General features: G+C 49.4%; 17 protein-coding genes. 9 read left to right on the forward strand and 8 right to left on the reverse strand.

Features of this window, described 5'->3' with window-relative positions; genetic code table 11:
• Positions 1-620 precede the first annotated feature (620 nt).
• From M0415_RS10925 to M0415_RS10940, 4 genes are all read left to right on the forward strand, one after another.
• Positions 621-1,610 (forward strand): nuclease-related domain-containing protein, encoded by a 990-nt coding sequence (locus tag M0415_RS10925; RefSeq protein ID WP_249553669.1) that lies wholly within the window; start codon positions 621-623, stop codon positions 1,608-1,610.
• A gap of 27 nt (positions 1,611-1,637) precedes the next feature.
• Positions 1,638-2,591, forward strand: a complete 954-nt coding sequence (locus M0415_RS10930) for a hypothetical protein (RefSeq protein WP_249553667.1) — start codon at positions 1,638-1,640, stop codon at positions 2,589-2,591.
• A 617-nt stretch (positions 2,592-3,208) separates the two neighbouring features.
• Positions 3,209-3,697: a TIGR00645 family protein gene (locus M0415_RS10935; RefSeq protein ID WP_011621445.1), complete on the forward strand. Its 489-nt coding sequence runs from the start codon at positions 3,209-3,211 to the stop codon at positions 3,695-3,697.
• Between the two features lie 407 nt (positions 3,698-4,104).
• Positions 4,105-4,575 (forward strand): hypothetical protein, encoded by a 471-nt coding sequence (locus M0415_RS10940; protein ID WP_086901960.1) that lies wholly within the window; start codon positions 4,105-4,107, stop codon positions 4,573-4,575.
• A gap of 62 nt (positions 4,576-4,637) precedes the next feature.
• On the opposite strand, the gene M0415_RS10945 is transcribed toward M0415_RS10940, so the two are convergent.
• The 5 genes from M0415_RS10945 to M0415_RS10965 form a co-directional block, all read right to left on the reverse strand.
• The gene (locus tag M0415_RS10945; protein ID WP_089068495.1) at positions 4,638-5,888 is read right to left on the reverse strand and encodes a dicarboxylate/amino acid:cation symporter; all 1,251 of its coding nucleotides are present in this window, start codon (positions 5,886-5,888) and stop codon (positions 4,638-4,640) included.
• Between the two features lie 390 nt (positions 5,889-6,278).
• Entirely contained in the window at positions 6,279-7,151 is an 873-nt protein-coding gene (locus M0415_RS10950) for a DUF7281 domain-containing protein (protein ID WP_249553665.1), read from the reverse strand.
• A complete protein-coding gene (locus M0415_RS10955) occupies positions 7,139-8,359 on the reverse strand; it encodes a hypothetical protein (RefSeq protein ID WP_011715822.1) in 1,221 nt (406 codons plus the stop codon). Before M0415_RS10955 ends, M0415_RS10950 begins: the two co-directional genes overlap by 13 nt.
• A gap of 42 nt (positions 8,360-8,401) precedes the next feature.
• A complete protein-coding gene (locus M0415_RS10960; RefSeq protein ID WP_037422308.1) occupies positions 8,402-9,055 on the reverse strand; it encodes a condensin complex protein MksE in 654 nt (217 codons plus the stop codon).
• An 11-nt stretch (positions 9,056-9,066) separates the two neighbouring features.
• The gene (locus tag M0415_RS10965) at positions 9,067-12,738 is read right to left on the reverse strand and encodes an ATP-binding protein (RefSeq protein WP_249553662.1); all 3,672 of its coding nucleotides are present in this window, start codon (positions 12,736-12,738) and stop codon (positions 9,067-9,069) included.
• A gap of 557 nt (positions 12,739-13,295) precedes the next feature.
• Between M0415_RS10965 and M0415_RS10970 the strand changes: the two genes are divergently transcribed.
• Positions 13,296-14,198: a dioxygenase family protein gene (locus M0415_RS10970; protein ID WP_249553660.1), complete on the forward strand. Its 903-nt coding sequence runs from the start codon at positions 13,296-13,298 to the stop codon at positions 14,196-14,198.
• Positions 14,199-14,340: 142 nt separating this feature from the next.
• On the opposite strand, the gene M0415_RS10975 is transcribed toward M0415_RS10970, so the two are convergent.
• Together M0415_RS10975 and M0415_RS10980 are read right to left on the reverse strand one after the other, a co-directional pair.
• Positions 14,341-14,961 (reverse strand): response regulator transcription factor, encoded by a 621-nt coding sequence (locus M0415_RS10975; protein WP_249553654.1) that lies wholly within the window; start codon positions 14,959-14,961, stop codon positions 14,341-14,343.
• Positions 14,958-16,970, reverse strand: a complete 2,013-nt coding sequence (locus M0415_RS10980) for a sensor histidine kinase (RefSeq protein ID WP_249553652.1) — start codon at positions 16,968-16,970, stop codon at positions 14,958-14,960. Before M0415_RS10980 ends, M0415_RS10975 begins: the two co-directional genes overlap by 4 nt.
• A 217-nt stretch (positions 16,971-17,187) precedes the next feature.
• Here M0415_RS10980 and dsrO point away from each other — a divergent pair, with 217 nt between their 5' ends.
• The 4 genes from dsrO (at position 17,188) to M0415_RS21455 (ending at position 23,755) form a co-directional block, all read left to right on the forward strand.
• On the forward strand, positions 17,188-17,943 hold the full coding sequence (dsrO, locus tag M0415_RS10985) for a sulfate reduction electron transfer complex DsrMKJOP subunit DsrO (protein ID WP_249553650.1): 756 nt from the start codon (positions 17,188-17,190) through the stop codon (positions 17,941-17,943).
• Positions 17,933-19,033, forward strand: a complete 1,101-nt coding sequence (gene nrfD, locus M0415_RS10990; RefSeq protein WP_249553647.1) for an NrfD/PsrC family molybdoenzyme membrane anchor subunit — start codon at positions 17,933-17,935, stop codon at positions 19,031-19,033. Before dsrO ends, nrfD begins: the two co-directional genes overlap by 11 nt.
• Positions 19,034-19,095: 62 nt before the next feature.
• The gene (locus M0415_RS10995; RefSeq protein ID WP_249553645.1) at positions 19,096-22,203 is read left to right on the forward strand and encodes a tetrathionate reductase subunit A; all 3,108 of its coding nucleotides are present in this window, start codon (positions 19,096-19,098) and stop codon (positions 22,201-22,203) included.
• Positions 22,204-22,456: 253 nt separating this feature from the next.
• Entirely contained in the window at positions 22,457-23,755 is a 1,299-nt protein-coding gene (locus M0415_RS21455; protein ID WP_342190624.1) for a methyl-accepting chemotaxis protein, read from the forward strand.
• Between the two features lie 344 nt (positions 23,756-24,099).
• Here M0415_RS21455 and M0415_RS11010 read toward each other — a convergent pair whose 3' ends face one another.
• Entirely contained in the window at positions 24,100-24,801 is a 702-nt protein-coding gene (locus tag M0415_RS11010; RefSeq protein ID WP_249553643.1) for a DUF3581 domain-containing protein, read from the reverse strand.
• Positions 24,802-24,902: the final 101 nt, after the last annotated feature.

Raw genomic sequence — 24,902 nt, forward strand, 5'->3', positions numbered from 1 at the left:
TTGTTGTCGCAGAATGCGACATTTTGGGTTTTGATGCGGCTTTACTGCCGGAGTAATTGCGGCCTTACGGCCGAGAAATTTTACGTCGTGGGGCTTCAACCCTCTGCCTGATATTCGTGCTGTTTAGCACAATGCTATATTGATTGCGGCCTAGCGGCCGAGATAAATCAAGATCGTGGGGCTTCACCCCACACCCGACCAAGGAGGACTGCTCGTCCTATCAAAAACGTCCATGTTAAGCTGCCAGCTCGATATCCCTATCTCGCGCTCAAAACGGCCGCTGGCCTTCGCCCTTGGATGATCCAAGACGCCCCTACGGAGTTGAAAGCCCCTTGGGCATTAAGCGTTCTTATGCTATCGCGTCAGACGCTCGTCCCTGATTCGACTGACGCTATCTCGGCATCCATGCCTCGCTCACGCAATGAACGCAAATGCCCTGCGGCAACTCCGAGGGGAGGTGAACTCCTGTAACTTCTGTGTTGGCTGTAAATCCCAAAGATTTGCACTTTCCCATCTTTGAGCAACGTTAACGTTTAGCGATTTTTATCTTTATCTTTCAATGGCACAGTGGGTATTATGAAACCGATTATTATCAAGTTATGAATGGACGCTGTTGATAAATGATTCTGAAAACTAAAACACTTCAAAATACTCAAACACCACAAACTATTGCGGGTCAAAAACAAGAACAGGACGTTGCCTTCTACCTGCGTCGAGCCTTTAAAGATCACCCCGAAGTGTTAGTCATCAATGATTTTCGATTCACCTTTAACGGTGAAACAGCTCAAATTGATCACCTAATTATTTATCCCTACGGCTTTGTTTTAATTGAGTCTAAAAGCATAAAAGGTCATGTGGATGTAAACCAACATGGCGAATGGACTCGCAGTCACGGCAATAACTGGTTTGGTATGCCATCACCAATCAAACAGGTTGAACTACAACAATCACTGCTTAAAGAGATGCTAAAGCAGCATCGAAGTGAAATTCTCGGTAAGTTACTCGGCATAAGACAGCAAGGCTTTGGTATGCGGTGTTGGGATCATTTATGTGCAGTCTCAAGTGATGCAGTCATCAACAGAGAAACTATGCCTGCGGCAGTTTCAGAACTGTTAGTTAAGACAGAGTTTTTAGTCGAGAAGCTTGAAAAGGTCATGAATCTTAAAAGCAAATTCTTACGACTGATAAATGTGAGTGATACCCGTCCAGACTTTAATCAAGAAGAACTGAATTCAATCGCTAAGTTCTTAATCGATCGTCATATAGACCCATCTCAAGCTACGACCGAAATAACGTCCGTACAAACACCACAAGTCAAAGAACCTGTTGCCTCCTTTGACGTTAACAAGGTGGCAGAAGTAAAAAGCCAAGCAATAGCGCAATCCACAATAAACAGTATCCTTCGCTGTAAACATTGCGGCGAATCAACAAACTACACCCCAATGTACGGAAAGTTTGGTTACTACATAAAATGCAATCAATGCACCAAAAACACGCCAATGAAACAAGCATGCCCACAGTGCCAAAGTACACAAACGAAAATAACTAAAGCTAAAGAGACCTACACATTACATTGTAATTATTGTGATAACCATTATAGGGTTATCTAAACGAAATCAATTAGGATACTCATAATTTTGTCTACTACAGCGAACATGAAGCCCTATCAAATTAAGTTGAGGTACTTTTTATTACCAGTACTACTGCATATGAGCGGTATTACGCTATTATTTTTCTTATCATCTATATTCTTTACAAAGTATCTATCCGAGTTAATTGGTCACAATCACTTTTATCAAACCTATCTAACTAGCATTGAATGGAATGGGATTATAAGCCTATTCTGCATTTCTGGATTTGTGTCATACCTCTCAACTCGATTGATAAAAAAGCCTTTTTCATTTATTGAATTTAAAAAGCCAAGATATAAAGATTCAATGTGGTTATCACTTTTCTCACTACAGTCACTTTTATTAATATCTGCTTTTTTATTAAGTTCATTTGGTTTATCAAGGTTATCAGAATTAGATAGTCCAACCGAATGGCAAGAAAAAGGAATGCCTGTATATTTCACCGTCAAAACAGCTGATTTATCAGGGCAAAAATCAGCACACATCCAATTAAGTCCATCACAAAGATACAGCAAGGCGATAGATGTGTTCTGCGTTATTAGCCTTGATAGCAGTGGCAATTTTTGGGCAGGTTTCAACTACCCATTTTCGGTTGAAAAAACAGAAAAATACCCAAGTGAAAAAATAGACAAGCTAATCAGTGATAGTGTTAATAAGTGTAAAAGCACATCAAATAGTGATGTCAAATACTTCAAAAAAAGTAGTTTCGCCTTTGAAAACAGCGGTTATTTAAATGCTTTAAAGCGGATAGTTAGCAGCGATATACTAGAGAATAATAACATCACTTTATTTGTAGCATCACAACATCTCGAATTTAATAGTGTCAAAAGAGACCTATTAAATGGTTTCTTTATGATATTCGCTACTATTATGACATTTTTGGCTTATGATCTCTGGCAAGCTAAAATACACTGGGAAACTTATTGGGCCCTTAAGAAAATAGAATCAGGAAAGGCATAAATCTTTTGGGATTGACAACCGACACCGTGGGAAAGATAGGACAGGCACAAATCTTTAGGACTAACAGCTAACACCAAGGCAACAGAAGTTCACCTTCCCCTGCGAAGTTGCTGAAGGGCGTTGAAGAAAATCACGTGAGCGAGGCATGGATGCCGAGTTAGCTTTCGGGGTACAGGATGTACCATCGGAAGCGTTAGTGATTTTCGAATAAGCACAAAGCCACTAACCAATGCATGTAACTTCGCTAGGGGCGGCAAGGGAGATCCAAGAGGGAATTGCTGTTGATCCCCTCTTGGTCGGGTGTGGGTTGAAGACCCACGACTTTGACTTACCTCGGCCGAAGGCCGCAATGACTAATATACCCACAGCGATAACTTTGCCCATTCAAACGCCAAACAAACCAGCACGATTTTCGGGTGTGGGATGAAACCCCACTAACCTAACTGACTTAGGCTGTAAGGCCGCAAAACCAAATCAGCTATGCCCGTAACTTGGGCTTAGCTGCATATACCTCACGCCTTTGCGATTGGCCGATAGCGCGGCGTTAACCCAGTATGTTATTGTTTTGGCTTCATAGATTCGATTATTAAGCTTTAACCACTAAGGATTTGCTACATATGGAAAAAATATTTGAAAGGCTAATGTACGCATCACGCTGGATTATGGCGCCCATTTACTTGGGACTGAGTCTAGTGTTGTTGGGTTTAGGCATTAAATTCTTCCAAGAGATCTTCCATATTCTGCCGATTATTTTTGAGATGACCGAAGTGGATCTGGTGCTGGTCACCCTGTCCTTAATTGATATCACCCTAGTGGGCGGTCTGATTGTGATGGTGATGTTTTCTGGCTACGAGAATTTTGTCTCGCAGCTGGATGTCGGCGAAGACAGTGAAAAGCTCAGCTGGTTGGGTAAATTAGATTCGGGCTCACTAAAAAACAAAGTGGCCGCCTCCATTGTGGCGATTTCGTCAATTCACCTGCTGAAAATCTTTATGGATGTGAAGAATATCGATAACGACAAAATCATGTGGTATTTGCTTATCCATATCACCTTCGTGGTGTCGGCATTTGCCATGGGCTACTTGGATAAGATGACTCGTAAGTAAGCGGCGACATCGCCCCATGAGCGGCATTGCTGTTTGAGAGTGAGTGCTAAGCGTCACTAAACCCGCCATTGCCAAACAATGCCGAGAGCTAAAGATTAAAACAAGCCACTGATAATAGTGGCTTTTTTATTTTCTGAACAAAAACTGTGCCTCGCACTTTGGTATTAATTTAGTCGGCATTGCATAAGTGCATGTTTGAATTGAAATTATTGCTTGAGATAATAGCCCGAGTTTCAACCTAAACGGCGTTTGATACCAAAGGCTAACCTTTTGAATCAAATTCAAGACCAATTAACCCAAAAGGGTTATTAAAATGCGTCAAGATTCTTTATAATCGCCAACATTTTGACAATATCGCTACACAAATAATCACCTGTATTCGTCCGCACAATTAACAAGGTAGTAAAGTGAAAACACAGTTACTGGCCCTCATGCTCGTCAGTCATTTAGGCTACGCATATGCCAAGGAAGATTTAGCCACAAGCTTAGACACCGCAGAACCCGCCCCTAAAAGCCATAGCATCGACTTTATTGATAAAGGCCTCAAGCTGAGCTTGAGCTGCTCCGTTGGCGAAACCCAACCCATCTTAAACGTCACTATGGGTGAATCCTTTGCATTTGGTAGCGACCCAAGCGTGCTAATTATTCGCAGCGACAAGCAGCACAGTGTGAAATTTCGTGGCACCGCGACCTTGATGAACTTTACCAGTTTGCCAAAGGCTGATGACGATCTGTGGCAGGCGTTAGCTCAGCTGCAAACTCAAGAGCTAAGCCTTGAGGCCGTTTCGTTTCGCTCAAGCAAATACACTAGCTCAACCTTAGTGGCCGTGGGATTTAGTGAAGCGGTCAGCCAGCTAAAACAGAAGTGTAGCCAGTAAGGGCATGTCTCGTCCTGATACAAAAAAGCCACTGTAATCAGTGGCTTTTTTAGTTGTGCGATTTAAGACTCGCTATCGACTAGCTCGACTTGATGGGTCTTTTCGGTTTGGTCGACTATGGTCAACACCGCCGTATCCCCCACCACGTTGCAGGAGGTCAGCACCATGTCGATGATGCGATCCAGCGCGGCCACAATCGCAAAAGCTTCAATCGGCAAGCCCATTTGATGGATTAATACCCCAATCATCACCATGCCGCCACCGGGCACACCACCCGCGCCAACGGATAACAGGAAGATACTAAACAGCAGCGATGGCAATTGCTCGCTGGTGATTGGCATACCGAAGGCATTGGCAACAAAGAAGATCGCAATCGTGATATAAATTGCCACGCCGCCCATGTTCATGGTCGCCCCGAGTGGCACACCAAAACCAGCAACGGCGCGATTAACCCCAAGCTTTTCCGTTAGGGTGCGCATAGTCACAGGAATCGTGGCATTAGAGCTGGCAGTAGACAGGGAAAACAGCACTTGCTCTTGGGTTTTCTCGCGAAAGCTCTTGGCCGAAATCGGAGTAAAGAATCCCACCGCCAGCGGATAGACCACAAAAATCCACAGTAATAACAGCGCCAGAATGATCACGACATATTCGAGCACACTCATAAATACCGCCGCATCTAAGGTGGCGCCTAACTTAAACATCAGCGCAAACACGCCATAAGGCGCAAGGCTCATCACCACAGAAATCAGTTTCATCATGATTTTATTGGCGGTTTGAAAACCTTGTACCGCGCCAGCCACATGCTCGCCAAGGGATTTAATCACCCCGCCCAGCATCAGTGCCATAAAGATCACTTGCAGCATATTGCCCGACATAAAAGCCGCCACTGGGTTGCGCGGCACTATATCAATCAGCAGCGCCATTAAGCTGGGCAGTTCGGTCGCGGTAATCGCCACCCCATCAGTGCTGCTCATATCGACGCCTTTACCTGGGTCGAGCAATAGCACCACTAACAGGGCGGTAGAGATAGCGACCACAGTATTAACGATGTAAAAGCCGAAGGTTTTGCCGCCAAGGCGCCCAAAGCTTTTTAAGTCCTGCAGCTCACACACGCCACAAACGATACTGACAAACACCAGAGGCACGACCAACATCATGATCATATTGACGAACATAGTGCCGACGCCGCCAGCCAGTTCGACTAAATTGCCAGAAAAGAAGCCAATATCGTTTAGAAAATATTGCACTAAGGTGCCGAGAATAAGTCCCGCAAACAGACCGATAAAGATCCGTGTCGAAAGTGATTTAATCATGCTTATGGTTTCCCCAAATAGCTCATCTTTTATTCTTCATCTTCCTTGATGAGCAAAATCGCCATTCCCTTTTCGGTTCAGGCGGGGATAGTGAAACATGCTGGCAGTAAATTCAATGAATAAATTTACTTATTTCATTTTCAATTAAGCCAAACCCATCACAAAAATTTCTTATTTATATGATTTTTATTAAAAATAAAATTATCGATTAATAATTACGCTATTAGAATGCAAGTTAAAAAATCAAAATTTAAACAGTATTTAAACCAAATAAATACAATTAATCGATTCAGCCTGAATAATGCTAGATTTAAAAACCAAATAAGCATTTTAATTGGAATTAAAAACTACATACTGAGGCATTTATAGATAGATGGGGAAGAATTACGACTAACAATATGCCAGTAGCACTAGCTCAAGCCGATGCGCCAGCAGGTGCTGCTGTTTAATGCTAATGCGTTGCTGAATTAACCAAAGGCTTAATTGCCGCCAATTTTTTAAGTCGGCTGACTGTAAGTATTTAGCCTGAGGCGCTTGCTTGGCAAAGTCATCTGCGGAATTAATCTGTGGGATAGCGAGTAACTCGCTGGGCGCAAAAAGCGCTAACTGTGGCACGATACAATGGGTCATGCCCGTTAAGGTATGGGCAATTTGCAGCCCTGCGGGGTCGAGATCGGTAAAAGCAATGATCGGCATTTTCCCCGCCATCGCCTGTAAAAACTGTCGCACACCAATGGGGGAATGGTGGCCGCTACCACGGTAAATCACCATAACACGGCTAAGTTCTTCAGGTAAGCGCGCTTGGGTTATTGCATCGAATATATCTAGGTTTTCAACCACTAAGATGGCGTTAACATTAAACCCATGGCAAAGCTGCTCTGCTTCATCTAAGGGAATGCGTAACGCAGAGCGTGCAGACATCCCCATAGGAGGCGATTCAAAACCGAGATACTTCAACAGAACATACTCGGCTTCGGGGCGGATACTCGCCAGCTTTTCATTCTGGCTTTGGGCGGACATGGCGATACGGTTTAGATTAAAGTCCAGCGCCTGTAAATCCACGCCCTCTTTTGCCAATACACCTTGGCGCAGCAACTCAAAATCTCGCGGCGCAAAACACAAATATTTTTCCGCGCCATCCAGCTCGCCTACTTCTAACTCGCGGTAAATCGTTCGCCAATTCGGGCTGAGTTTTACCCTTGGAGAGCGATTAAGATAAACGCCCTCCAAGAGTTGCAACTGCTGCTTGCCTAGGCGAGCCATAATTCCACATCGCGGATAATAAAGTTACCGCTGTAGATGGGGTGAGGTTCACCTAAGGGTTCTAACTCAAAGTAAGCTTTATGCTCATCGGGTAAGCCTTCGTAGCCGCCAATCACTTGATAAATCCAGCTTTCGGCATCCCATGGCAGGGCTTTTTCGGCTAAGTAATCGAGCGCCGACTGACGTAAGCCCGACTCAATCACGTCGACAAAGTAAGTGTCGACCGCTTGCTTGAGTGGATTATCAGGAATATCAAAGTCTTCATTCTGCGTCAGCGGCACGGCCACATCCTGCTCGCGCACCGTTTCGACTATGCCCTGACGGCTAATCGCCTTGATATGGGCGACAATGTTCATCAGCTCAAACTCTTGACTGGCGTTATGCACATCCACAGACGCTGGGGCCAACAGCACTTCGGCGCGATTGAAAAGGCTTGGGATTTCCTTGTGGGACACATGGTCCGCAGGGCGATAATCCGGATGCAAATCGGTGTACAGTAACCAACCCTTAAGCAAGCGGGTACGGCCGCGAATTTGCCTAAAGCGGCCGAGAAGTTCGAGCAACCTGCCCTGCACCACACTGAGTTCCTGGGCGCAGTCGCTCATGGTTTCCTGCAAAGTCGTCACCAGCAGCTTACGCAGCTCACGGATATCACCGGCGATTTCACCTAATTCGCTAAACTGGAACATCTCCAAACCATTAAGTAATTCAGACACTTGGCTTTGAGCGAGTTCGTTTTCACGGATCTTAGCGTTAATGGTACCGACATAACCGAACTCGTTGTTGATGCGTCCCCACAACACGCGGATGGAGTAACGTAAACTGTCGGCAAAGCTATACACATGCTCACTTAAATCAGACAGATACGCCTCGGCGGCGCTGTAATCTGAGCTGTGGCGCGCTTCTTTATAATGGTCGGCCAAGGTCTTAATGGTGGCGAGCGCTGAGCCGACGTTGGAGTCGATTTGGCGATTGCGTTCATCACTTAGGCCCTCTTCGAGCAAGGCACGCACCGAGCGTTTAAGGCGCAGCTCTTGGTCTGGCTCTGGGCGCCATAAAATCCCTGCCTGCTTGAGTTTTTCAACTACGGCGGGGTCATGGCTCTCTTCCTTGAGCGAGCCTGCAAGATAGGCGTCCATAATGATGTCAGCATGGCGACCTAACTGCTTGAGTAGCTTCACCCCAGCCTGATGTAAGTTACTGCTCATCACGGCCTCCTTGGTTGATGCTGTGCGTTATCGTCCAAGGCATCATAGTAAATCCCGCTGCGTCGCCGTTTCCGCCTGCGCTTCAAGGCTTAGGCCTTCGGTCTCGTCGATAAAGCGGATCACTTCGTACAAATAATCCAACTTGCCAGTGGCGATATAAATTTGTTTTTCCACGTTAGGGCGCACCAGATAACCAAGTTCCACTAAGCGCTTGAACACTAACTTAATTTGCGCATCGCTATTGGTACTGGTTGAACCGAATAAGCGGTATTGGCTGAGTTTGGCTAACTGCTCACGAAACGCGGGCGTATCTTCAATTCGGCTTTGCAACTCGGTTAAACGTACTGGCGCGCCTTCGCTTAAGGGGGCATCTTGGCCGCTGGCTTCCTGCACTAATACCAGCCACTCCACCATAGGGATAAGTGCCTGACAAATATCCTTAAACTGCGATGAAATCACCTTGCGTTCGCTTTCGCCTAACTGCAAATAACCGCAGAAAAACACATCGCCCTCGGCGGCCGAGGCCACGGTGCGATTGATTTGATTCAAATAAGCCTCGACCCGCTCGCGGGTGCTGTTATTTTTCAATGCGCGCCAGCCATCTTCATTGGTGGTGCGGCAAATAAACTCACCTTTTAGCAAGAGTTCGATAATGGCGCCCGTGCCGACTAATACGGTTTGGTTTGACTCATTCATGGCAGCACTCATTAGATGGCCTCCTTGCTCAGGCGTTTACTCAACATATCGGCAATCGGATTGGCTTTGGGCTTCACCACCTGCAACTTCTTGGTTTGTTTATTAATAATGTAACGGTTCTCGAACAGGTTCAGCACTTCTGACTCAGGGTTCGGGAAGGCACCTAACACGCTGATATTGTTGTTACCACAGGCATCGAAAATCTTCTTCACGTTGGTGTGGTGCAGCGTGCCCAGCTCGTCGATCGGCCAGTGAATGGTCACATCGGCACGGCCACGTAGCAAGCGCGTGAATGCCAACAGGAACTTACACAGGATCAAATAAGCCATACCGTGGCTCGAGGATTCGTTCAGCTGTCTGTCGGTGCGGATAATCAGGTCGCTATTGCCCTCTTTGAGGCGCAGTTCGATTTCCAGCAACTTAGCAATGCCACCGGTTAAGGCCGCGCGGCCAATAATGTCTAAGGCGCGGCGCATACTGTTGGTGTATTCCTCATCGGGCAGACCATTAAAGCCGTCGGCCTTCCACTGTTTGAAGGCTTTAACGAACTGTTCAAGCTCAGGCCAAAACTCTAATTCACTGATTTTAGAGCGAATACGAACCGCAGACTCGGATACGCCATCGAGGAATAACTCCTCGCCCACTTCGCGGGTAATGCGCGCACTCTGGGAGGCGATGCGACGGTCGATATCGGCAAGTACATCGTAGAAGGCGGTTAAGTCGACCCCGAAGATCCGCCCCTGTTCGCGCAGCGCCATAATCGATTGCGGCACAATCACATTGAGTAACTGTTCTAGCTGCGGCACTAGCTTGCGGTAATCCAGCAGGCGAATCCCTTTGTCGTTGATAAAGCTCGATTCTTCGCGGGCGCGCTCCCAAGTCTCGGCTAAACCTGAGCCTGACTTGCTGGCAATTACAGAGTCGAAATGCTCCACATATTGCTTAACCGAGCCCATCAAATAATCGCGTTTTAGCAGTAAATCTTCGCCCTGACGCAAACGCTCACCAAGGCTGCCCTGAGCTTCTTCATTGTTGGCGGGCAGTTTCAGCTCGGCCAACTTACGCATCACGGCGCGCAGTTTAGTTAAGTTTTCAGAGGCTTCAATCTGCGCCGCATCCGAAGCCTTACGGTCGGTCTCGAGTTGTTGACGGCGAGTCTTCACTTCTTGGGTCTTGGCTTTAAGCTGCTGATCGATTTCTGAGGCGGCACGTTTCACGTCGCTCAATTGGGTCTGCAACTTAGGCTTACGCAGCAACCAAGTGTGTTGATACCAATCCTCGAAGCGCAATACTTCGCTGCGGCGCTGCTCGGCGCGGCTGATTTTGGTTTCAAGCTCACGGATTTGTTGCTTGAGCTTAAGGATATTGTCCTCATCCACACCGCGGGACTTAAGCTCGTTTTTGTACCAAGTTTCGCAGGCTTTCTGCTCGGCCTTAGCGCTTTCGCGGCGAGCGTCGATAGTCGCCTTGATTTGCCCGAGTTGATTGTCGAGCGCGCCAATAACTTCCTGCCAGTAGGCTTGTTTTTCCATCCGCGCTTCGAGCGCCTGCTCTTTTTGCTCTTCGAGCCAGAGCTGATGTTGATGCTTAAGCTGCTTTAGCTCGCCATCGAGTTGAGTTAAGCGCTGCTGGGCAAAGGCTTTACGCTCGGCCAGCGCCTTGTTGATCTTGTCCTGCTCACTGCGTTTTTCATCGAACAGACGACGTAAATCATCGCGGCTATTCTTGTAAGCCGTGCGGGCAAAGGTGAGTTCACGGCTGAGTTTATCCAGCTCACCGTTAATCGCCACCAGCTGAGATTCGGCCTCGGCCTGTAATTCCTGCGCACTTTGCAGCGCCTCTTCGGCCTTGCTTAAACGAATACGCAGTTCCTGCTCCGAAGCGGCATATTCAGGCACATCAATGGCTTTAAGATCCAAATGCACCCCAAACAGGGTGTCGCTCGTTCCTGTCACGCTCGGATGCAAATCGGTGCGGTGCAGTAACTCAGGGGCAATCACTTTACCCAGACTCTGCTCCCAACCTTGGGCTTCCTTACGCAGGAACTCGAGCAAGGTATGGGACTGCGGGAACAGCATATGGTGCAGTTCATCGAGCAATGTTTGGCGCTCGTTTACTCGCAGGCTGGCAATACGCAGGGCTTCGTTGGCTTGGTCGCGTTTGGCGCGCAGCTTACGCTCATCGCTACTTAAACGTTCAACCTTAGCATTGCAGCTTTCTTGCTCTTCGTCGGCGCGGTGAATCCGCTCGTCGAAAATTGCGAGGCTTAACTTTTCTTCCTCGGTGTAGGTCACGCCATCGACACGTAATTTAAGCTCGGCGGCATTGAGTTTGAATTGATATTCCTGCTCGCTAAAGCTCGCCTTACCCGCATCCATTTGGCTACGCCATTGGGCTTCGAGGGCATCGAGATCGGCTCTAGCCACTTCACGCTGTTTGTCGCGTGCTTCGCGTTGTTTATCCTGATCCGCGTGCAAACCTTCCAGCTCGCGGTTTAACTGCTCGCCAATTTTGCTGCGGCGGGCATTGTAAGCCGCTTCGATATCTTGGTGTTTTTCGGTTTGTAACTTATGGCGCTCGCTGAGGTTTTCCATGTCTGCGCGCCAGTTTGGCAGCATGTCCAAATCGGCCTTGGCTTGCTCGATATTGGCATCTAAAAAGGCGCCGTGCTGATCTTCAATCGCATCTAGCTCGTACTCGCACTTAGCCACGTCGCCCTTGGCGGCGGATAGATCGAGGTTTAGCTCGTCACGCACTTCTTTCCATTCGTCGTCCAACATTCGAAGCTTTAAATTCAGCTCCTTAGACAGAGTTTGTTGGATCTCTAACCGATCGGCCTCTAGGCTTTCGTCGTTGCGATAACCACGGGACAGGCTCGAGAGGCGCATCTCGGCGCTGAGCAATTGGTTAAATTCCTGCTCGAGCTTTTCAAACTCGGGGCGGATCACTTCAAAGCCTTGGATTAATTGACTCTCGCGGATCCATGCCTCGACGCGTTGCGGATTGAGGCGTGAGCTAGGTGGATTCACCCCGTCTTCTTCCAAAATGGCGGCGATCATGGATTTGACCGTTTCCATTTTGCCTTCTTTGGAGTGCACCGCCTTGGCGAGTTTCTCGATGTGGCGCAGTGAATGCTCACCTTCACACAGGGCGAATTGGTGCGCATAGGCTCGCAGTTCGCTGCGGTTGCTACCCGTGCTTAACAAAGTGCGATCGTTTTGAATAATCGCGCGGTATTCGCGGGTGTTGAGCAAATTAGTGGTGGCTACGCCTTGGTGTTTTAATTCGCGGCCGAGTTCTGCCATGGTGTGGCATAAAATGGTGTCACCATTTTGGGTTTTAATGTAATCGCTTAACTCGAAACCTTTGCCGATAAAGCGGTAGTTCACCCCTTTACCATCGCCCGCCGATGCCAGCACGGCTTGATAGAGCAAGCCATCGGCCTTTTGATATTCGTAAATGATGTAGCTTGAATCGTGTGGCAAGTACCAACGCTCGAAACTGTCACGGGTTGAAGGCACCACGCGGCTAGGATATTCGCCATAAAATACAGGCACTAAACGTTGCAGAGTGGTTTTACCCGAGGCGTTAGTACCACAAATATTGGTATGGCCATTGAGGGCGAGTTCCACAACGCCCGGAAGGTGCGTATCAATCAGCACAATACGAATCAAGCTTGGCATTTCATTCCTTATCCAAACGGGGTCAAAGCTAACCCAGATAAATCAAGCCCAAATCGAGACCATGACTCAAGATTAAACGCCGAGGCGTAAAACCTAAGTTCAACACACCTAAGCTCAACACAATAAAGGGGCGGTCAGTCTCAATGGACAAAAGCGTGTGACGGGTAATCATCCTTGCGAAATCATCTTTGCGAAAATTGCGAGGTAAAGTCCCATTTTGTGCCCCTAAAATAAGGCAAATAGGGGGCATAAGCAATCGAGCACCCGAGTCTTTCACCTTCGCGAAACAAGTCTGCTCAATGTTACCTCAATTCCCATCCATTTAACGGTTAACAAAACGTCAGTAGATCACCATTGGGTATAAAAGCTCAGGGGAAAACGCTCGGTTTCTACGCTCCGAGCCGATATAGAGGCATTAGCCGCCGTTAACATTTTCAGCAACTGTCAACTTGGGTAAAACAGTGAAAGACTCGGGATCAAAGCCGAACCAAAATCACATTTCATTCACTAATCACTGCAAGCGTTAACAATAAAACCCAGCTAAGTGAGTAGCCCAAATGACAAAAAATACCCGCCCCCCTTCACCGTTTAATACAATGCTAAACACCACGATAGACAACGCACCGCGCCGCACCTTACTCAAAGCCATCGGCTGGACATTGGTCGCGAGTCCCTTGGTCGGCTTAGTCGGCTGCGGTTCTGAGTCCGAAGAAAGCACCAACGACAGCAGCAACAATAGCAACACGGATACCGGCGCAGGCACAGATGTAACGACACCGAGCGATTGGGCGAGTGGCGGCACCGCCAGTATGACGGTTAATTTCCCCGATACCAGTTTGTTCACCGCCAGCGGTGCCTGCGCCCTGGCATTAACCCAATCGGCGGTGGAAGGGCCATGCTATTTCCAAGTCGATAATCGGGATGATATTTCGGATGCCGAATCGGGTTTGCCTATGCAGATTTGTTTTCAAGTGATTGATAAAGATTGCAACCCATTGAGCGGATTAGAGGTGGAAGTCTGGCATTGTAATGTCGCTGGCGTTTACTCAGGCGACACCAGCGGCAGCGCGGATAAGAGCCGCTTTAACAGTGGCTATTGCACCGGAAATTCGAGCAAGGCACTGCAATCCCAATGGTTTAGGGGCACCCAAGTGACCGACAGCGAGGGGCGAGTTAACTTTAAATCCTGCTTTCCAGGCTGGTACTCGGGGCGCACTATCCATGTGCACTTTCGGATACGAAACAACAATAACGACCAGTTGGTCTCCCAACTGGGCTTTAGCGAGAGTTTGACGACCGAGATTTGCACCAGCCATCCCGAATATCTGACCCGTGGCCAGCAAGATACCAGCCTGAGTCGCGACAATATTTTTGGTAGCAATTACAGCGCGTTTCTATTTAATACCAGCCAAAATGACGATGGCTCATTACTGGCGTGGCGCACACTCCAGTTGAATTAATTGAGTTGAATGAACTAATTCGATATGCATGATTGAGCCCGATAGAAAAAGCGCATCTTTCGATGCGCTTTTTCCTGTTAAATCTTTGGTTGCAGGAGTTTAGCTGCAAAGGCTTGGCGGCAAAGCTTTGCTTCTCGCGCCATTAATCAGAGTCCAAAGCCTTTAAATATTCGGCGATACGGCCATAGATTAAGATCATCTCGGCAAGCGAGCCAACCTGCATGCCCCGCATGAGATTGGAGCGGTGGATCTCAACCGTGCGCATAGCGATGCACAACGTAGCGGCAATCTCCTGATTTTTATAGCCTTTTGCGATAAGGGCGAGGATTTCCCGCTCACGTGGCGTAAGCGCCAGATAGGTTTTTACATATTGATTATCTTGATAATGCGCCTTGGCATGTTCTAGCGCTTTTACTACCGCGTCGGCCAACTTGGCGCCATCGGCGGGCTTTTGGAAAAAATCCACCGCCCCGAGTTTTAACGCCTCCACCGCCATGGGCACATCGCCGTGGCCAGTAAGATAAATCACCGCCAGCGGACTATTGTATTGCACTAATTGCGCATGTAACTGCGGCCCGCTGAGGCCAGGCATACGCACATCGACTAAGGCACAGCCCGGCTCGCTCAAGTCGATGGCGGCAAAAAACGCCTCGGCGCTATCAAAGTCGTGGATATTCAGGCCATAGCTTTCGAGCATAAACCGCAGTGAGCGGCGCACCGACTCATCGTCATCGATTAAATACACGGGCAATTCATGACTCATGCTGGTGCTCCATCTAGTTTACGGGGTAAGGAAACCTGTGCTTGGCAGCCGCCACCTAGGGCGGTTTCGAGACTAAAGCGGCCACCATGACTCTCGGCAATATCACGGCAGATCACCAGCCCCAGCCCTAATCCCTCAGACTTAGTCGAATAAAAGGCCTGCATCAGCAGATTGGCATCCTCGGTCAGCCCAGTACCGTTGTCTGTCACCGTGAGCAGTATCTTACGGTCCTGATACCTAAGGTCGATATCGATAGTGGGCAGATAGGTTTTTGCCGCATCGACCTCACTCTGCTGACGCTGCACACAAGCATCGGCGGCATTTTTCAATAGGTTGAGCAGTAACTGCTGCATGCCGACTTCGTCCAAGGGCAATGGATAGGCTTCGCCGCTAATATTGGTAGAAAGCAAGATCTGATGCTGCTCCAGCTCATAGGCGAGCAGCGGCGCAGTGTCGTTCACAAGCTGGTGCAAATATAGGGGTTGTTTTGAGACTGACCGTTTTTTCAATAAATTACGCAAACGGCTGATAATACTGTCAGCGCGGCTGACCTCTTGCTGAATCAAACTCAGCACGGATTGTAATTCTTCTGGACTCGTCCCACGCTGCAAACGCACCTCGGCGCCATGGCAGTAATGGCCAATCGCCGCCAGCGGTTGATTGAGTTCATGGGATAGACTCGCCCCTAACTCCCCGGCAATCGCGATGCGCTGGGCATGTTCCAACAGGGCACGGTTTTCACTGAGTTGCCTCTGGGTGTTTATCAACTCACGTCCACGGCGACTAAAACGATATTCGAGCCAGAAGTGGTACACATTGAGCAACACTAAAATCGCCAACGCTAACCAAGCCCAATGTTGATGCAGTTTTACCCATTGCCACGCCCGCTGCCACCACGGGGTTTGCAAAGGATGCATATCGAGATCTTTAAGCAGTTGATCGATCGCCAGTTGGCTCACAGCCGTAGTCCAACCCGCAGATTCGGCGGCTCTCGCGGCGGGACTGTCTTCGGGTAAGGCCAGTAGGGCTTGAGTCACCTGCTTGGCTAAGGATTGCGTCGCACGATTGGTCTTAGCCATAGACCAGTTGGGATAGAGTCGACTCGACACTTGGCAATGGAACCCAACGGGCGCCTGATTATCGAGTACCCGATAATCCTTTATGTTGATCAAGCCTTCAGCCTGCATTTGCTCAAGCTGACACACGGGCACAATCGCCGCATCTAAGCCTGGAGCTTTAACGCTGGGTACTTTACCGCTTAGTGCTTTACCGCTTGGTGCATCTGTACCACTAAGCTCATTTGTCCCCCCCTGCTGACCTATAGCGCCGAGCTGATAAACCAAGTTATCGAGTGGAAAACCTAAGAGAACAATTTCCCCAACAAAATCAGGTAAATCTATGCCCTTTAGCTGCGCCTCGTAGACCATAGTGAGATAACCACCGAAGGCATTTTTAGAGACAATACCAAGGCGCTTGCCCTTAAGATCCTGCAAGGTTTGATAGGGGGAATCGGCCCTGACCACCAGCGCCGAGCCCACCTGCATAGCCGCTCCATTGTTGATAGGGCTTCGTAGGGTGGCGAGCCAAGACAGGGAATACTGCCGCGCCAACATCACAGATTGTCCGGGGTTAGTGATCACAAAATCGAGGCCCTCGGTTTCGACCCCTTTGGCTAGCTCCTCAAGGCTTAAGGGATGCAACCTAAAGTAACTATTGGGAATTTGTGACTCAAGCCAGCCCATCAGCGGTTGCCAACGATTGATGGTGCCCTTATAGCCTCGAATGGCCAATACGCCCACATCGACTACTTGATAGTTAGCACCAGCTTCATCCATCAGCTCTCCCGCGGGCGCAACCGTTAATGCGCCTAACTCAGTTGCTTGAGCAGCCGATTCAGCCATAACTGAGAGACTCAGCAGGCTAAATAAGACGATGACGAATGTTAATCCCGTTCGCCAACTCTTGATTGATACGATGGTTGATACGACAACACTCAACACTGTGCCCATACTCCTTAGCCCTAGGATGAGATCCATTTTGTTGCTAAATCATAAACCCTAATTTTTGAGAGGTCATTCTAACTGATATTTGTTGCGCTAGATCAAGTCCCTATCGGATATGTGGAAAACCACTATAGAGATGCCACCCCGCCTTTTACAGAATGCGCCTAACGCTAAACCTTAAGTCTTTCGACCCGTTTTATCTGTAAGAGTGAAGGAAATTCCTATGGACAAGAGTAAACGTCAGTTTCTCGGAAAAATGGCCAGTGTGAGTGTCGGCGCCGCGCTCATTCCCGTCGTGCAAGTGCAAGCCCAACAGGCTCAAACTGCAGCTACGGGCAAACGCTACGGCATGGTGATTGACCTGCGCCGCTGCGTCGGCTGTCAGGCCTGTACCGTGGCGTGCACCTTCGAAAACCTGCCGCCCTTGGGGCAATTTCGTACCACAGTGCAGCAATACGAAGTGTCGCAACAGGATGCAGCTACGCCCCCCGCATTTTTGATGTTGCCAAGACTGTGTAATCACTGTGAAAACCCGCCTTGCATCCCGATTTGCCCCACGGGCGCCACCTTCCAACGCCCAGATGGCATTGTGGTCGTCAACAACGAATGGTGCGTCGGTTGTGGCTATTGTGTGCAGGCTTGCCCCTACGATGCGCGCTTTATCAACCATGACACCAACACCGCCGATAAATGCACCTTCTGCGCCCACAGGCTCGAAGCAGGACTCTTACCCGCCTGTGTCGAAACCTGTGTCGGCGAAGCGAGGGTGATTGGCGATCTGAACGATCCTCACAGCCACATCAACCAACTACTCAAAGCGAATCAAGCGGATATCAAGGTACTCAAGCCCGATGCCAATACGGCACCTAGAGTGTTTTATATCGGCATGAACAGCGCCTTTGAACACAGGATCAGCGGCCAAGCCCCCGTTCGCACCCTACTGACAGACACTGGCGAGGAGATCCACCATGGTCATTAAAGAAATCTTTACCCCAGATATCGCCATCACTTGGCTACCTTGGGCAGTACAATACTTCTTTTTAATGGGTTTGGCCTACGCCAGTGTGTGGGTGGCGACCATTCATTTATTTAGTGCGAAACAAACCGATGCCAGACTGCTCAAGCTCTGCGCCTGCTTGATGCTCACCGCAGGTATAGTCGCGCCGATTGCGCTGCTTGCAGACCTTCACCAACCGCTGCGGGCATGGCATTTCTATGCCCAAATCAGGCCGTATTCGTGGATGTGGTACGGCGCCTTTTTACTGCCGATATTTTCGGGCACGAGTCTAGTGTTTGCTTGGTTATTACTGCGGCCATATTTGCCTCAGGCGCAGTCTTCTCTTACAAGTTCGGCTGAAGAAGCGGATTGGTTAAGCCGTATCGGTCAATGGCTCAGATTCGGTAATTGGAGCAGCGATAAATGGCTAAAACCCATTGCGCTCATCGCCACATTGAGTGCGTGCTCCATTGCGCTTTATACCGGAATGGAGACCATGGCGATCAAAGCGCGGCCGCTCTGGCATACCTATTGGTTACCGCCATTGATGGCGACCAGCGCCCTGCTCGCCGCCTGCGGCACACTCGCTCTGCTCAATCGCATTTTGCACGGTTATCAAGCCAGCACCCAAGACAGATTACTGCAATGGGTCAGGGCAAGCTTTGGCCTCTTCGCCCTGTGTCTTATCGGCTGGGCCTTATTCGATAACGGCTCGGCGCACGAAGCGGCGCTGTTATTAGACACCAGCCCAAGCTGGCAACTGGCCGCCATCTGGGTCTTAGTCACCCTCGCTTTGCTGGCATTGCTATTAGCAGTGCGCCGCCTCCCCTCGGTATTGATGTTAGTCGTCAGTCTGACAGCGGTACATCTGGCATGGGGATTTCGCTGGATTGTACTTATCCAAGCGCAAACCGACCCTAAATACGGCGCGGGTACTTATTTCTATCAACTGCCATGGGGGCCTGAGGGTCTATTAGGTATCGCGGGCACCTTCGGCCTCTGGCTCGCACTGATGGTATTAGTGTCTGAATTTATTCGCCATCAACCACGCTCAACCCAACAGACCTTGTGAGCCTCATCGCTTTAATTAAGAGCATTGGCATTAAGAAAAGTTACCGCATTAAGGAGTCCGTAATGGATAAGAGTAAACGTCGTTTTATCAAAGGCGCTGCTGTGACGGGTGGCGTGGGATTATTTGCCGCAGGTTACAGCCATACCTTAGCGCAAATGGGCAAAGGTGTGGTGAATGGCAGTTCGGGCAAGACCACCCAAGATCCCATCCATGGCAATTCGCTAACCCCTGAATATAAAGTGGATTTAACCTCAGGCCAGCTGATTGGCAACGATGAGCAACGCATCGCCAATACCATGTGTCTCGGCTGCTGGACCAAATGCGGCGTGCGCGCCCGTATCGACAATAAGACAGATAAAATCCTCCGCATCAGCGGCAATCCCTATCATCCACTCTCGGCACGGGAACATATCGACTTCGATACCCCGGTCAAAACCGCCTTAGTCGGCTTAAGTGCCTATCAGGAGCAGGGCTTACAGGGGCGCTCAACCGCCTGCGCCCGTGGCAATGCCATGTTGGAACAATTAGATAGTCCCTATCGCGTCACCCAATGCCTTAAACGGGTCGGGCCGCGCGGCAGCGGGCAATGGCAAAGCATCAGTTTCGAGCAACTGCTAACCGAGGTCGTCGATGGCGGTGACTTATTTGGTGAGGGGCATGTCGAAGGCTTAAGGGCAATTCGCGATATCAGCACACCACTCGATGCCAATAATCCTGAATATGGCCCCAAGGCCAACCAGCTATTGGTGTCAAACGCCTCTGATGAGGGCCGAGATGTCATCATTAAACGCTTTACCTTCAATAGTTTCGGTACACGAAATTTTGCCAACCACGGCGCCTATTGCGGCTTTACCTATCGCGCAGGTGCGGGTGCCCTGCTCGACGATTTAAAGAAATACGCCCACCTTAAGCCCGATTGGGACAATAGCGAGTTTCTGCTGTTTATCGGTACCTCGCCGCAGCAGTCGGGCAACCCTTTTAAACGCCAGGCGCGGCAGTTGGCCAATGCTAGAGTCGATGGGCGAGAATTCAGTTATGTGGTGGTGTCGCCCATGCTGCCCAACACCTCGAACCACCCCTGCGCAGGCAACAATACTTGGCTGCCCATTCGCCCCGCAACCGACTCCGCACTCGCCATGGGCATGCTGCGCTGGATTATCGATAACCAACGCTACGCCAGTGCGTTTTTAACCGCGCCCAATGCCGAGGCGGCGAAAGCGGCGGGTTATCGGGGCTTTAGTAATGCCAGCTTCTTAATCATCAGCACGCCGAATCACCCCAGATACGGCCAATATTTGTATGCCAGCGATCTCGGTCTCCCCTTCGAAGGCAAAGCCTATGGCGAGCAGGATTCTCCACTGGTTGTCGATGCCGCTACTGGGCAGGTCCTATCGGCGGGACAATGCGCCAAGGCGCAGCTTGAGGTTGAGCAAAGCGTGAATACGCCAAAGGGTGAGCTGAGCGTGAAATCGAGTTTTCAGCTGCTCAGTGAAGCCGCGCGCAGCGTCGAGATGGCCGACTACGCCAAGGAGTGTGATATCAGCGAGGCGCAAATTGCCGCCCTCGCCCACAAGTTTACTAGCCATGGCACTAAGGCGGCGGTGATTTCCCACGGCGGCACTATGAGTGCTAACGGTTTTTACAGCGCATGGGCGATTATGATGCTTAACGCCATGATAGGTAACCTAAATCTTAAGGGCGGCGCTATAGCTAAGGGCGGTACTTTCCCCGCCTTTGGAGCTGGTCCAAGGTACAATTTGCAGGAGTTTGACGGCATGGTCGAACCTAAGGGTGTATTCCTTTCCCGCTCTAAGTTTCCCTACGAAAAAACCTCTGAGTACCGCCGAAAAGTCGAGGCGGGAGAGTCGCCCTATCCGTCAAAGGAGCCTTGGTTCCCCATCTCATCACCCCTGCTGGGCGAACATTTAACCGCGGCGGTGCATGGTTATCCCTATCGACTCAAGGCGTGGATCAACCATATGGGTAACCCGATTTATGGTCAGGCGGGACTCGGCGAAGCCATTGGTGAACAATTAAAAGATCCCAAAGTCTTACCGCTATTTATCAGCATCGACAGCTTTATCAATGAGACCTCGGCGCTGTCGGACTACATAGTCCCCGACACCTTAACCTATGAATCTTGGGGCTGGAGCGCCGCGTGGCACGGCACACTCACCAAAGAAGCCACAGGCCGCTGGCCGATTGTCGAGCCGAGGGTCGCCAAAACCGCCGACGGCGATGTGATTTGTATGGAATCCTTCCTTAGCCAAGTGGCGATAAAGCTCAATCTGCCCGGCTTTGGTGACAATGCGGTCAAGGCCGCCGATGGCAGTCTGCATCCTCTGAGCCGCGCGGCGGACTTCTCGCTCTACGGCGCGGCAAACGTGGCCTACCTTGGTAAACCCGTTGCCGATATCAATGCCGAAGATATGTACTTCAGTGGTGTTGGGCGCATTCAAGCGGAACTCAATGCCAGACTCAAACCCGAAGAGGTCAAAAAAGTCAGTTACTTATTTGCCCGTGGCGGCCGCTTTGAGAATATCAGCGCAGGTCGCGATGAGGCGGGCAACCCCAGCAAGGTTTGGCCAAAACCTTTAATGCTGTGGAACCCAGAGGTGGGCAGTCGGCGCAACAGCTTAAGCGGCGAATATATGAGTGGCTGTCCAAGGCGTTATCATCCAGCGCTCGCCGACGGCACCCCCTTGGAGCAAGCATTCGATAAGTCACAGTGGCCGCTGCTGATCAGCAGTTATAAGTCGCATACCATGAGTTCGATGAGCATAGGTTCGGACCGTTTACGCCAAGTGCACCCCAATAATCCGGTGCGCATCAATGAGCAAACTGCCGTACGTTTTGGCATTAATACCGGAGACACGGTTAAGATCAGCACGCCTAATGGCAGTATGGTGGCTTTAGTGGAATGTGTAGCAGGCGTGCATCCCGACTGCATTGCCATCGAGCACGGCTATGGCCATAAGGAGTTAGGCGCGCGGGACATAGTTATCGATGACAAAATAATAGCTGCCAATCCGCTGATCCGCGTCGGAGTCAATATGAACGACTTAAATCTGTTCGACCCAAGCCGCCATGGTCGCTACCCGCTGGTGGACTGGGCCAGTGGCGCATCGGCGCGGCAAGGGCTGCCCGCCAAAATCGAAAAACTCAGCTAAGGCCAACGCTAACTCCAAGGCGCTCCTTGAGCGTCTTGGGGTTATCTCAGCAGTTTCTCTTGCCAAATACCCACTTGTTTTTGCGCTAATAAATGATCTTAATTTGGATACTTTTGGTATCTATCTCACAGCATTAAGTTTCGTTGAAAAGCCACTTACGCGTAAAATCATGGCTATATTTACACTATGCCTAAATCAGCAGCTTAGGCACTCAACGCCGTTTTTGAGTTAACCCACTCATCAGGAGTATTCAGTGTTTAATTCTTCACTACGTAAAGACCTAGCAGAAAGCGAAATAAAGCGCAGGGAAGCCGAAGCCGTTGTCGATTCAATCAAGGCGAGTATCGCGACGATTGAGTTTACCCCCGATGGCATCATACTCGACGCGAATCCGCTGTTTTTAAAGGCTGTAGGCTACTCACTGGACGAGATTGTCGGTAAACACCACAAATTATTTTGCGCTGCAGACTATGTAAACTCCTCGGAGTATCAACAGTTTTGGCGCGAATTAAAGCAAGGACAGGCGAAGGAAGGCAAATTCCCCCGTGTGCATAAGAATGGCCAAGAGATCTGGCTTAGGGCGACCTATTTCCCCATCAAGCTGGATGGCAAAATCACAAAGATCATGAAAACCGCAGCGGTGATCACCGAGGATAAATACCAGCTAGATGCTCAAGCGGCGCTGTTTACCGCCCTGCAAAAATCCCAGGCGATTATCGAGTTCAGCCCCGAGGGCAATATCCTCAATGCCAATGCCAACTTCCTCAGAACCATGGGTTATAGCAAGGAGCAACTGCTGGGCAAGCATCACCGTTTATTCTGCTTCGATAACTTCTATCAGGACAATCCGCATTTTTGGGATGACCTGCGACGCGGGCAATACAAGAAAGGCCTGTTCCAACGTAAAAATGCCTACGGGGATTCGATTTGGCTTGAGGCCGTCTACAACCCTGTGATGGATGATCACGGTAAAGTGGTGAAGGTGATCAAATTTGCCAGTGACATTACCCAGAGGATCATCAAGAGTCATGCGATTCGAGATGCGGCCAATATCGCCCATGCCACCTCGCAGAGCACGGTGGAGCAGGCTAACCGCGGCGTGCAGTTGCTCGACGCGACGGTAAACACCTCTAATGCTATTGCGGCGCAGACCCATAAAACCACAGAGTCTATGCTGAAGCTCAACGAGCAATCCCAAAGTATTCAAGCGATTGTGGCAACCATCAGTGCAATTGCCGATCAAACCAATCTACTGGCACTCAATGCCGCTATTGAAGCCGCCCGCGCGGGCGAACAAGGCCGAGGCTTTGCCGTAGTGGCCGATGAGGTACGCCAATTAGCGGCGAGAACCAGTAAATCGACCGGCGAAATTGCTGCCGTGGTTGATAAGAACAGCCAACTGACTGCCAGTGCCACCAGCATGATGAACGAGGTTGAGCGCATCGCCGAGGAAGGCAAACAGCAATTAGCGGAAGTCACCGCCGTGATGGACGATATTCGCACCGGCGCAGAGAATGTCGCCGAGACAGTCTCGCAACTGTCTATTGATTAACCCATTTTGGCCAAGCGTTAAGGAATAGGCGAGAGACTTAACCCAATACTAAATTACATGGCTGAGCTAATAAGTTAAGTGTGAAAACGGCTGGAAAGAGAGGTTAGCAAGCTTAAGCGGGGAGAAAATTAAGTTAGCAAACTTCAGTGGTTAGACTGTTAAGTTAGAGAGCCAAGCTAAACGCTTGGAATAACAGACTTTAAGCTGTTGTTATCCCAAGTGGTTTGAATTGAGTCTTATCCGTTATCGGCGCCTTGGTTCATCCTAGGCGCCACACTCGCCGGAACACTCAGTTCTGACTCAAAATAAGCCTTACTCGAGATAGGTCTGACTCAAAATACCGCTTAAAAATCGGTTTTACGCCCTTCATAGGCGGCGCACATTTGCTGCATTTGCGCCTCTTCGTAGGGGCGTAGGCCGCTCATGACTAAGGTTTTAATCCCAGTACCGACGAAGGTATCGCCACTATGCAGCTCGAAGTGCAGTGTCACATCACCACGCTTGCCATCAATCTTAAGATCTTGTTGTACTAGCGATAATTTTACTTCCACAAAGTCGAGACTGGTTAAGTCGAATGACATGCTCTCGTAGATCACTAAGGGACGCTCGGGGTTAATCATCACTTGATGCTGTTTCATCAAAGGCACCAAGATATCGATAAAATTGTGTCCCGAAAACGCCACATAGTTGCGAATAAAGGATTCGGTTTGCGCGTCGCAGCGACTCACATCGCCCTGACGACTCACCTGCAAATAGGTTTTCTCGCGGTTATCGCAAATCGAAAAACTGTCGCTCACCTGCTCGGGAAATTGCAGCTCGACACCATCACCGACCATGCCAGCAAAGGTAAACTTCATGTTCTGGCTTAAACCGTACTGGGTTAAGACGAGGGCAAACAGCAAGTCGCCGGGCACACAAAAGCGCTTAGCACCCACATCGTGGATAGGGTTAAAGTCTTGGGCGATTTTCTTGGCGAAGTCACTGGCTTGTTGTGCAGAAACAGAAATTGATTGATTTGGCTTAGAAAAATACGGCGATAGGAACATATAAACTCGATCTTAACTGGCTCAATATTGGGCGAATAACAAAGGTGCAACGAGTCTACCTCAGTTTCGGCATTTCACTCACCCGATGACTTATCCTCTTA

The sequence above is a fragment of the Shewanella sp. 10B genome, from assembly GCF_023475885.1.
Lineage (GTDB): Bacteria > Pseudomonadota > Gammaproteobacteria > Enterobacterales > Shewanellaceae > Shewanella > Shewanella mangrovisoli.

Coding starts and splice junctions, on each gene's coding strand:
- M0415_RS10960 (WP_037422308.1), bottom strand. CDS start 9,055: ATGAATGAGTCAAACCAAACCGTATTAGTCGGCACGGGCGCCATTATC.
- M0415_RS10965 (WP_249553662.1), bottom strand. CDS start 12,738: ATGCCAAGCTTGATTCGTATTGTGCTGATTGATACGCACCTTCCGGGC.
- M0415_RS10955 (WP_011715822.1), bottom strand. CDS start 8,359: ATGAGCAGTAACTTACATCAGGCTGGGGTGAAGCTACTCAAGCAGTTA.
- M0415_RS11010 (WP_249553643.1), bottom strand. CDS start 24,801: ATGTTCCTATCGCCGTATTTTTCTAAGCCAAATCAATCAATTTCTGTT.
- M0415_RS10980 (WP_249553652.1), bottom strand. CDS start 16,970: ATGGGCACAGTGTTGAGTGTTGTCGTATCAACCATCGTATCAATCAAG.
- M0415_RS10925 (WP_249553669.1), top strand. CDS start 621: ATGATTCTGAAAACTAAAACACTTCAAAATACTCAAACACCACAAACT.
- M0415_RS10975 (WP_249553654.1), bottom strand. CDS start 14,961: ATGAGTCATGAATTGCCCGTGTATTTAATCGATGACGATGAGTCGGTG.
- M0415_RS10970 (WP_249553660.1), top strand. CDS start 13,296: ATGACAAAAAATACCCGCCCCCCTTCACCGTTTAATACAATGCTAAAC.
- M0415_RS10945 (WP_089068495.1), bottom strand. CDS start 5,888: ATGATTAAATCACTTTCGACACGGATCTTTATCGGTCTGTTTGCGGGA.
- M0415_RS10950 (WP_249553665.1), bottom strand. CDS start 7,151: ATGGCTCGCCTAGGCAAGCAGCAGTTGCAACTCTTGGAGGGCGTTTAT.
- M0415_RS10935 (WP_011621445.1), top strand. CDS start 3,209: ATGGAAAAAATATTTGAAAGGCTAATGTACGCATCACGCTGGATTATG.
- dsrO (WP_249553650.1), top strand. CDS start 17,188: ATGGACAAGAGTAAACGTCAGTTTCTCGGAAAAATGGCCAGTGTGAGT.
- M0415_RS10995 (WP_249553645.1), top strand. CDS start 19,096: ATGGATAAGAGTAAACGTCGTTTTATCAAAGGCGCTGCTGTGACGGGT.
- nrfD (WP_249553647.1), top strand. CDS start 17,933: ATGGTCATTAAAGAAATCTTTACCCCAGATATCGCCATCACTTGGCTA.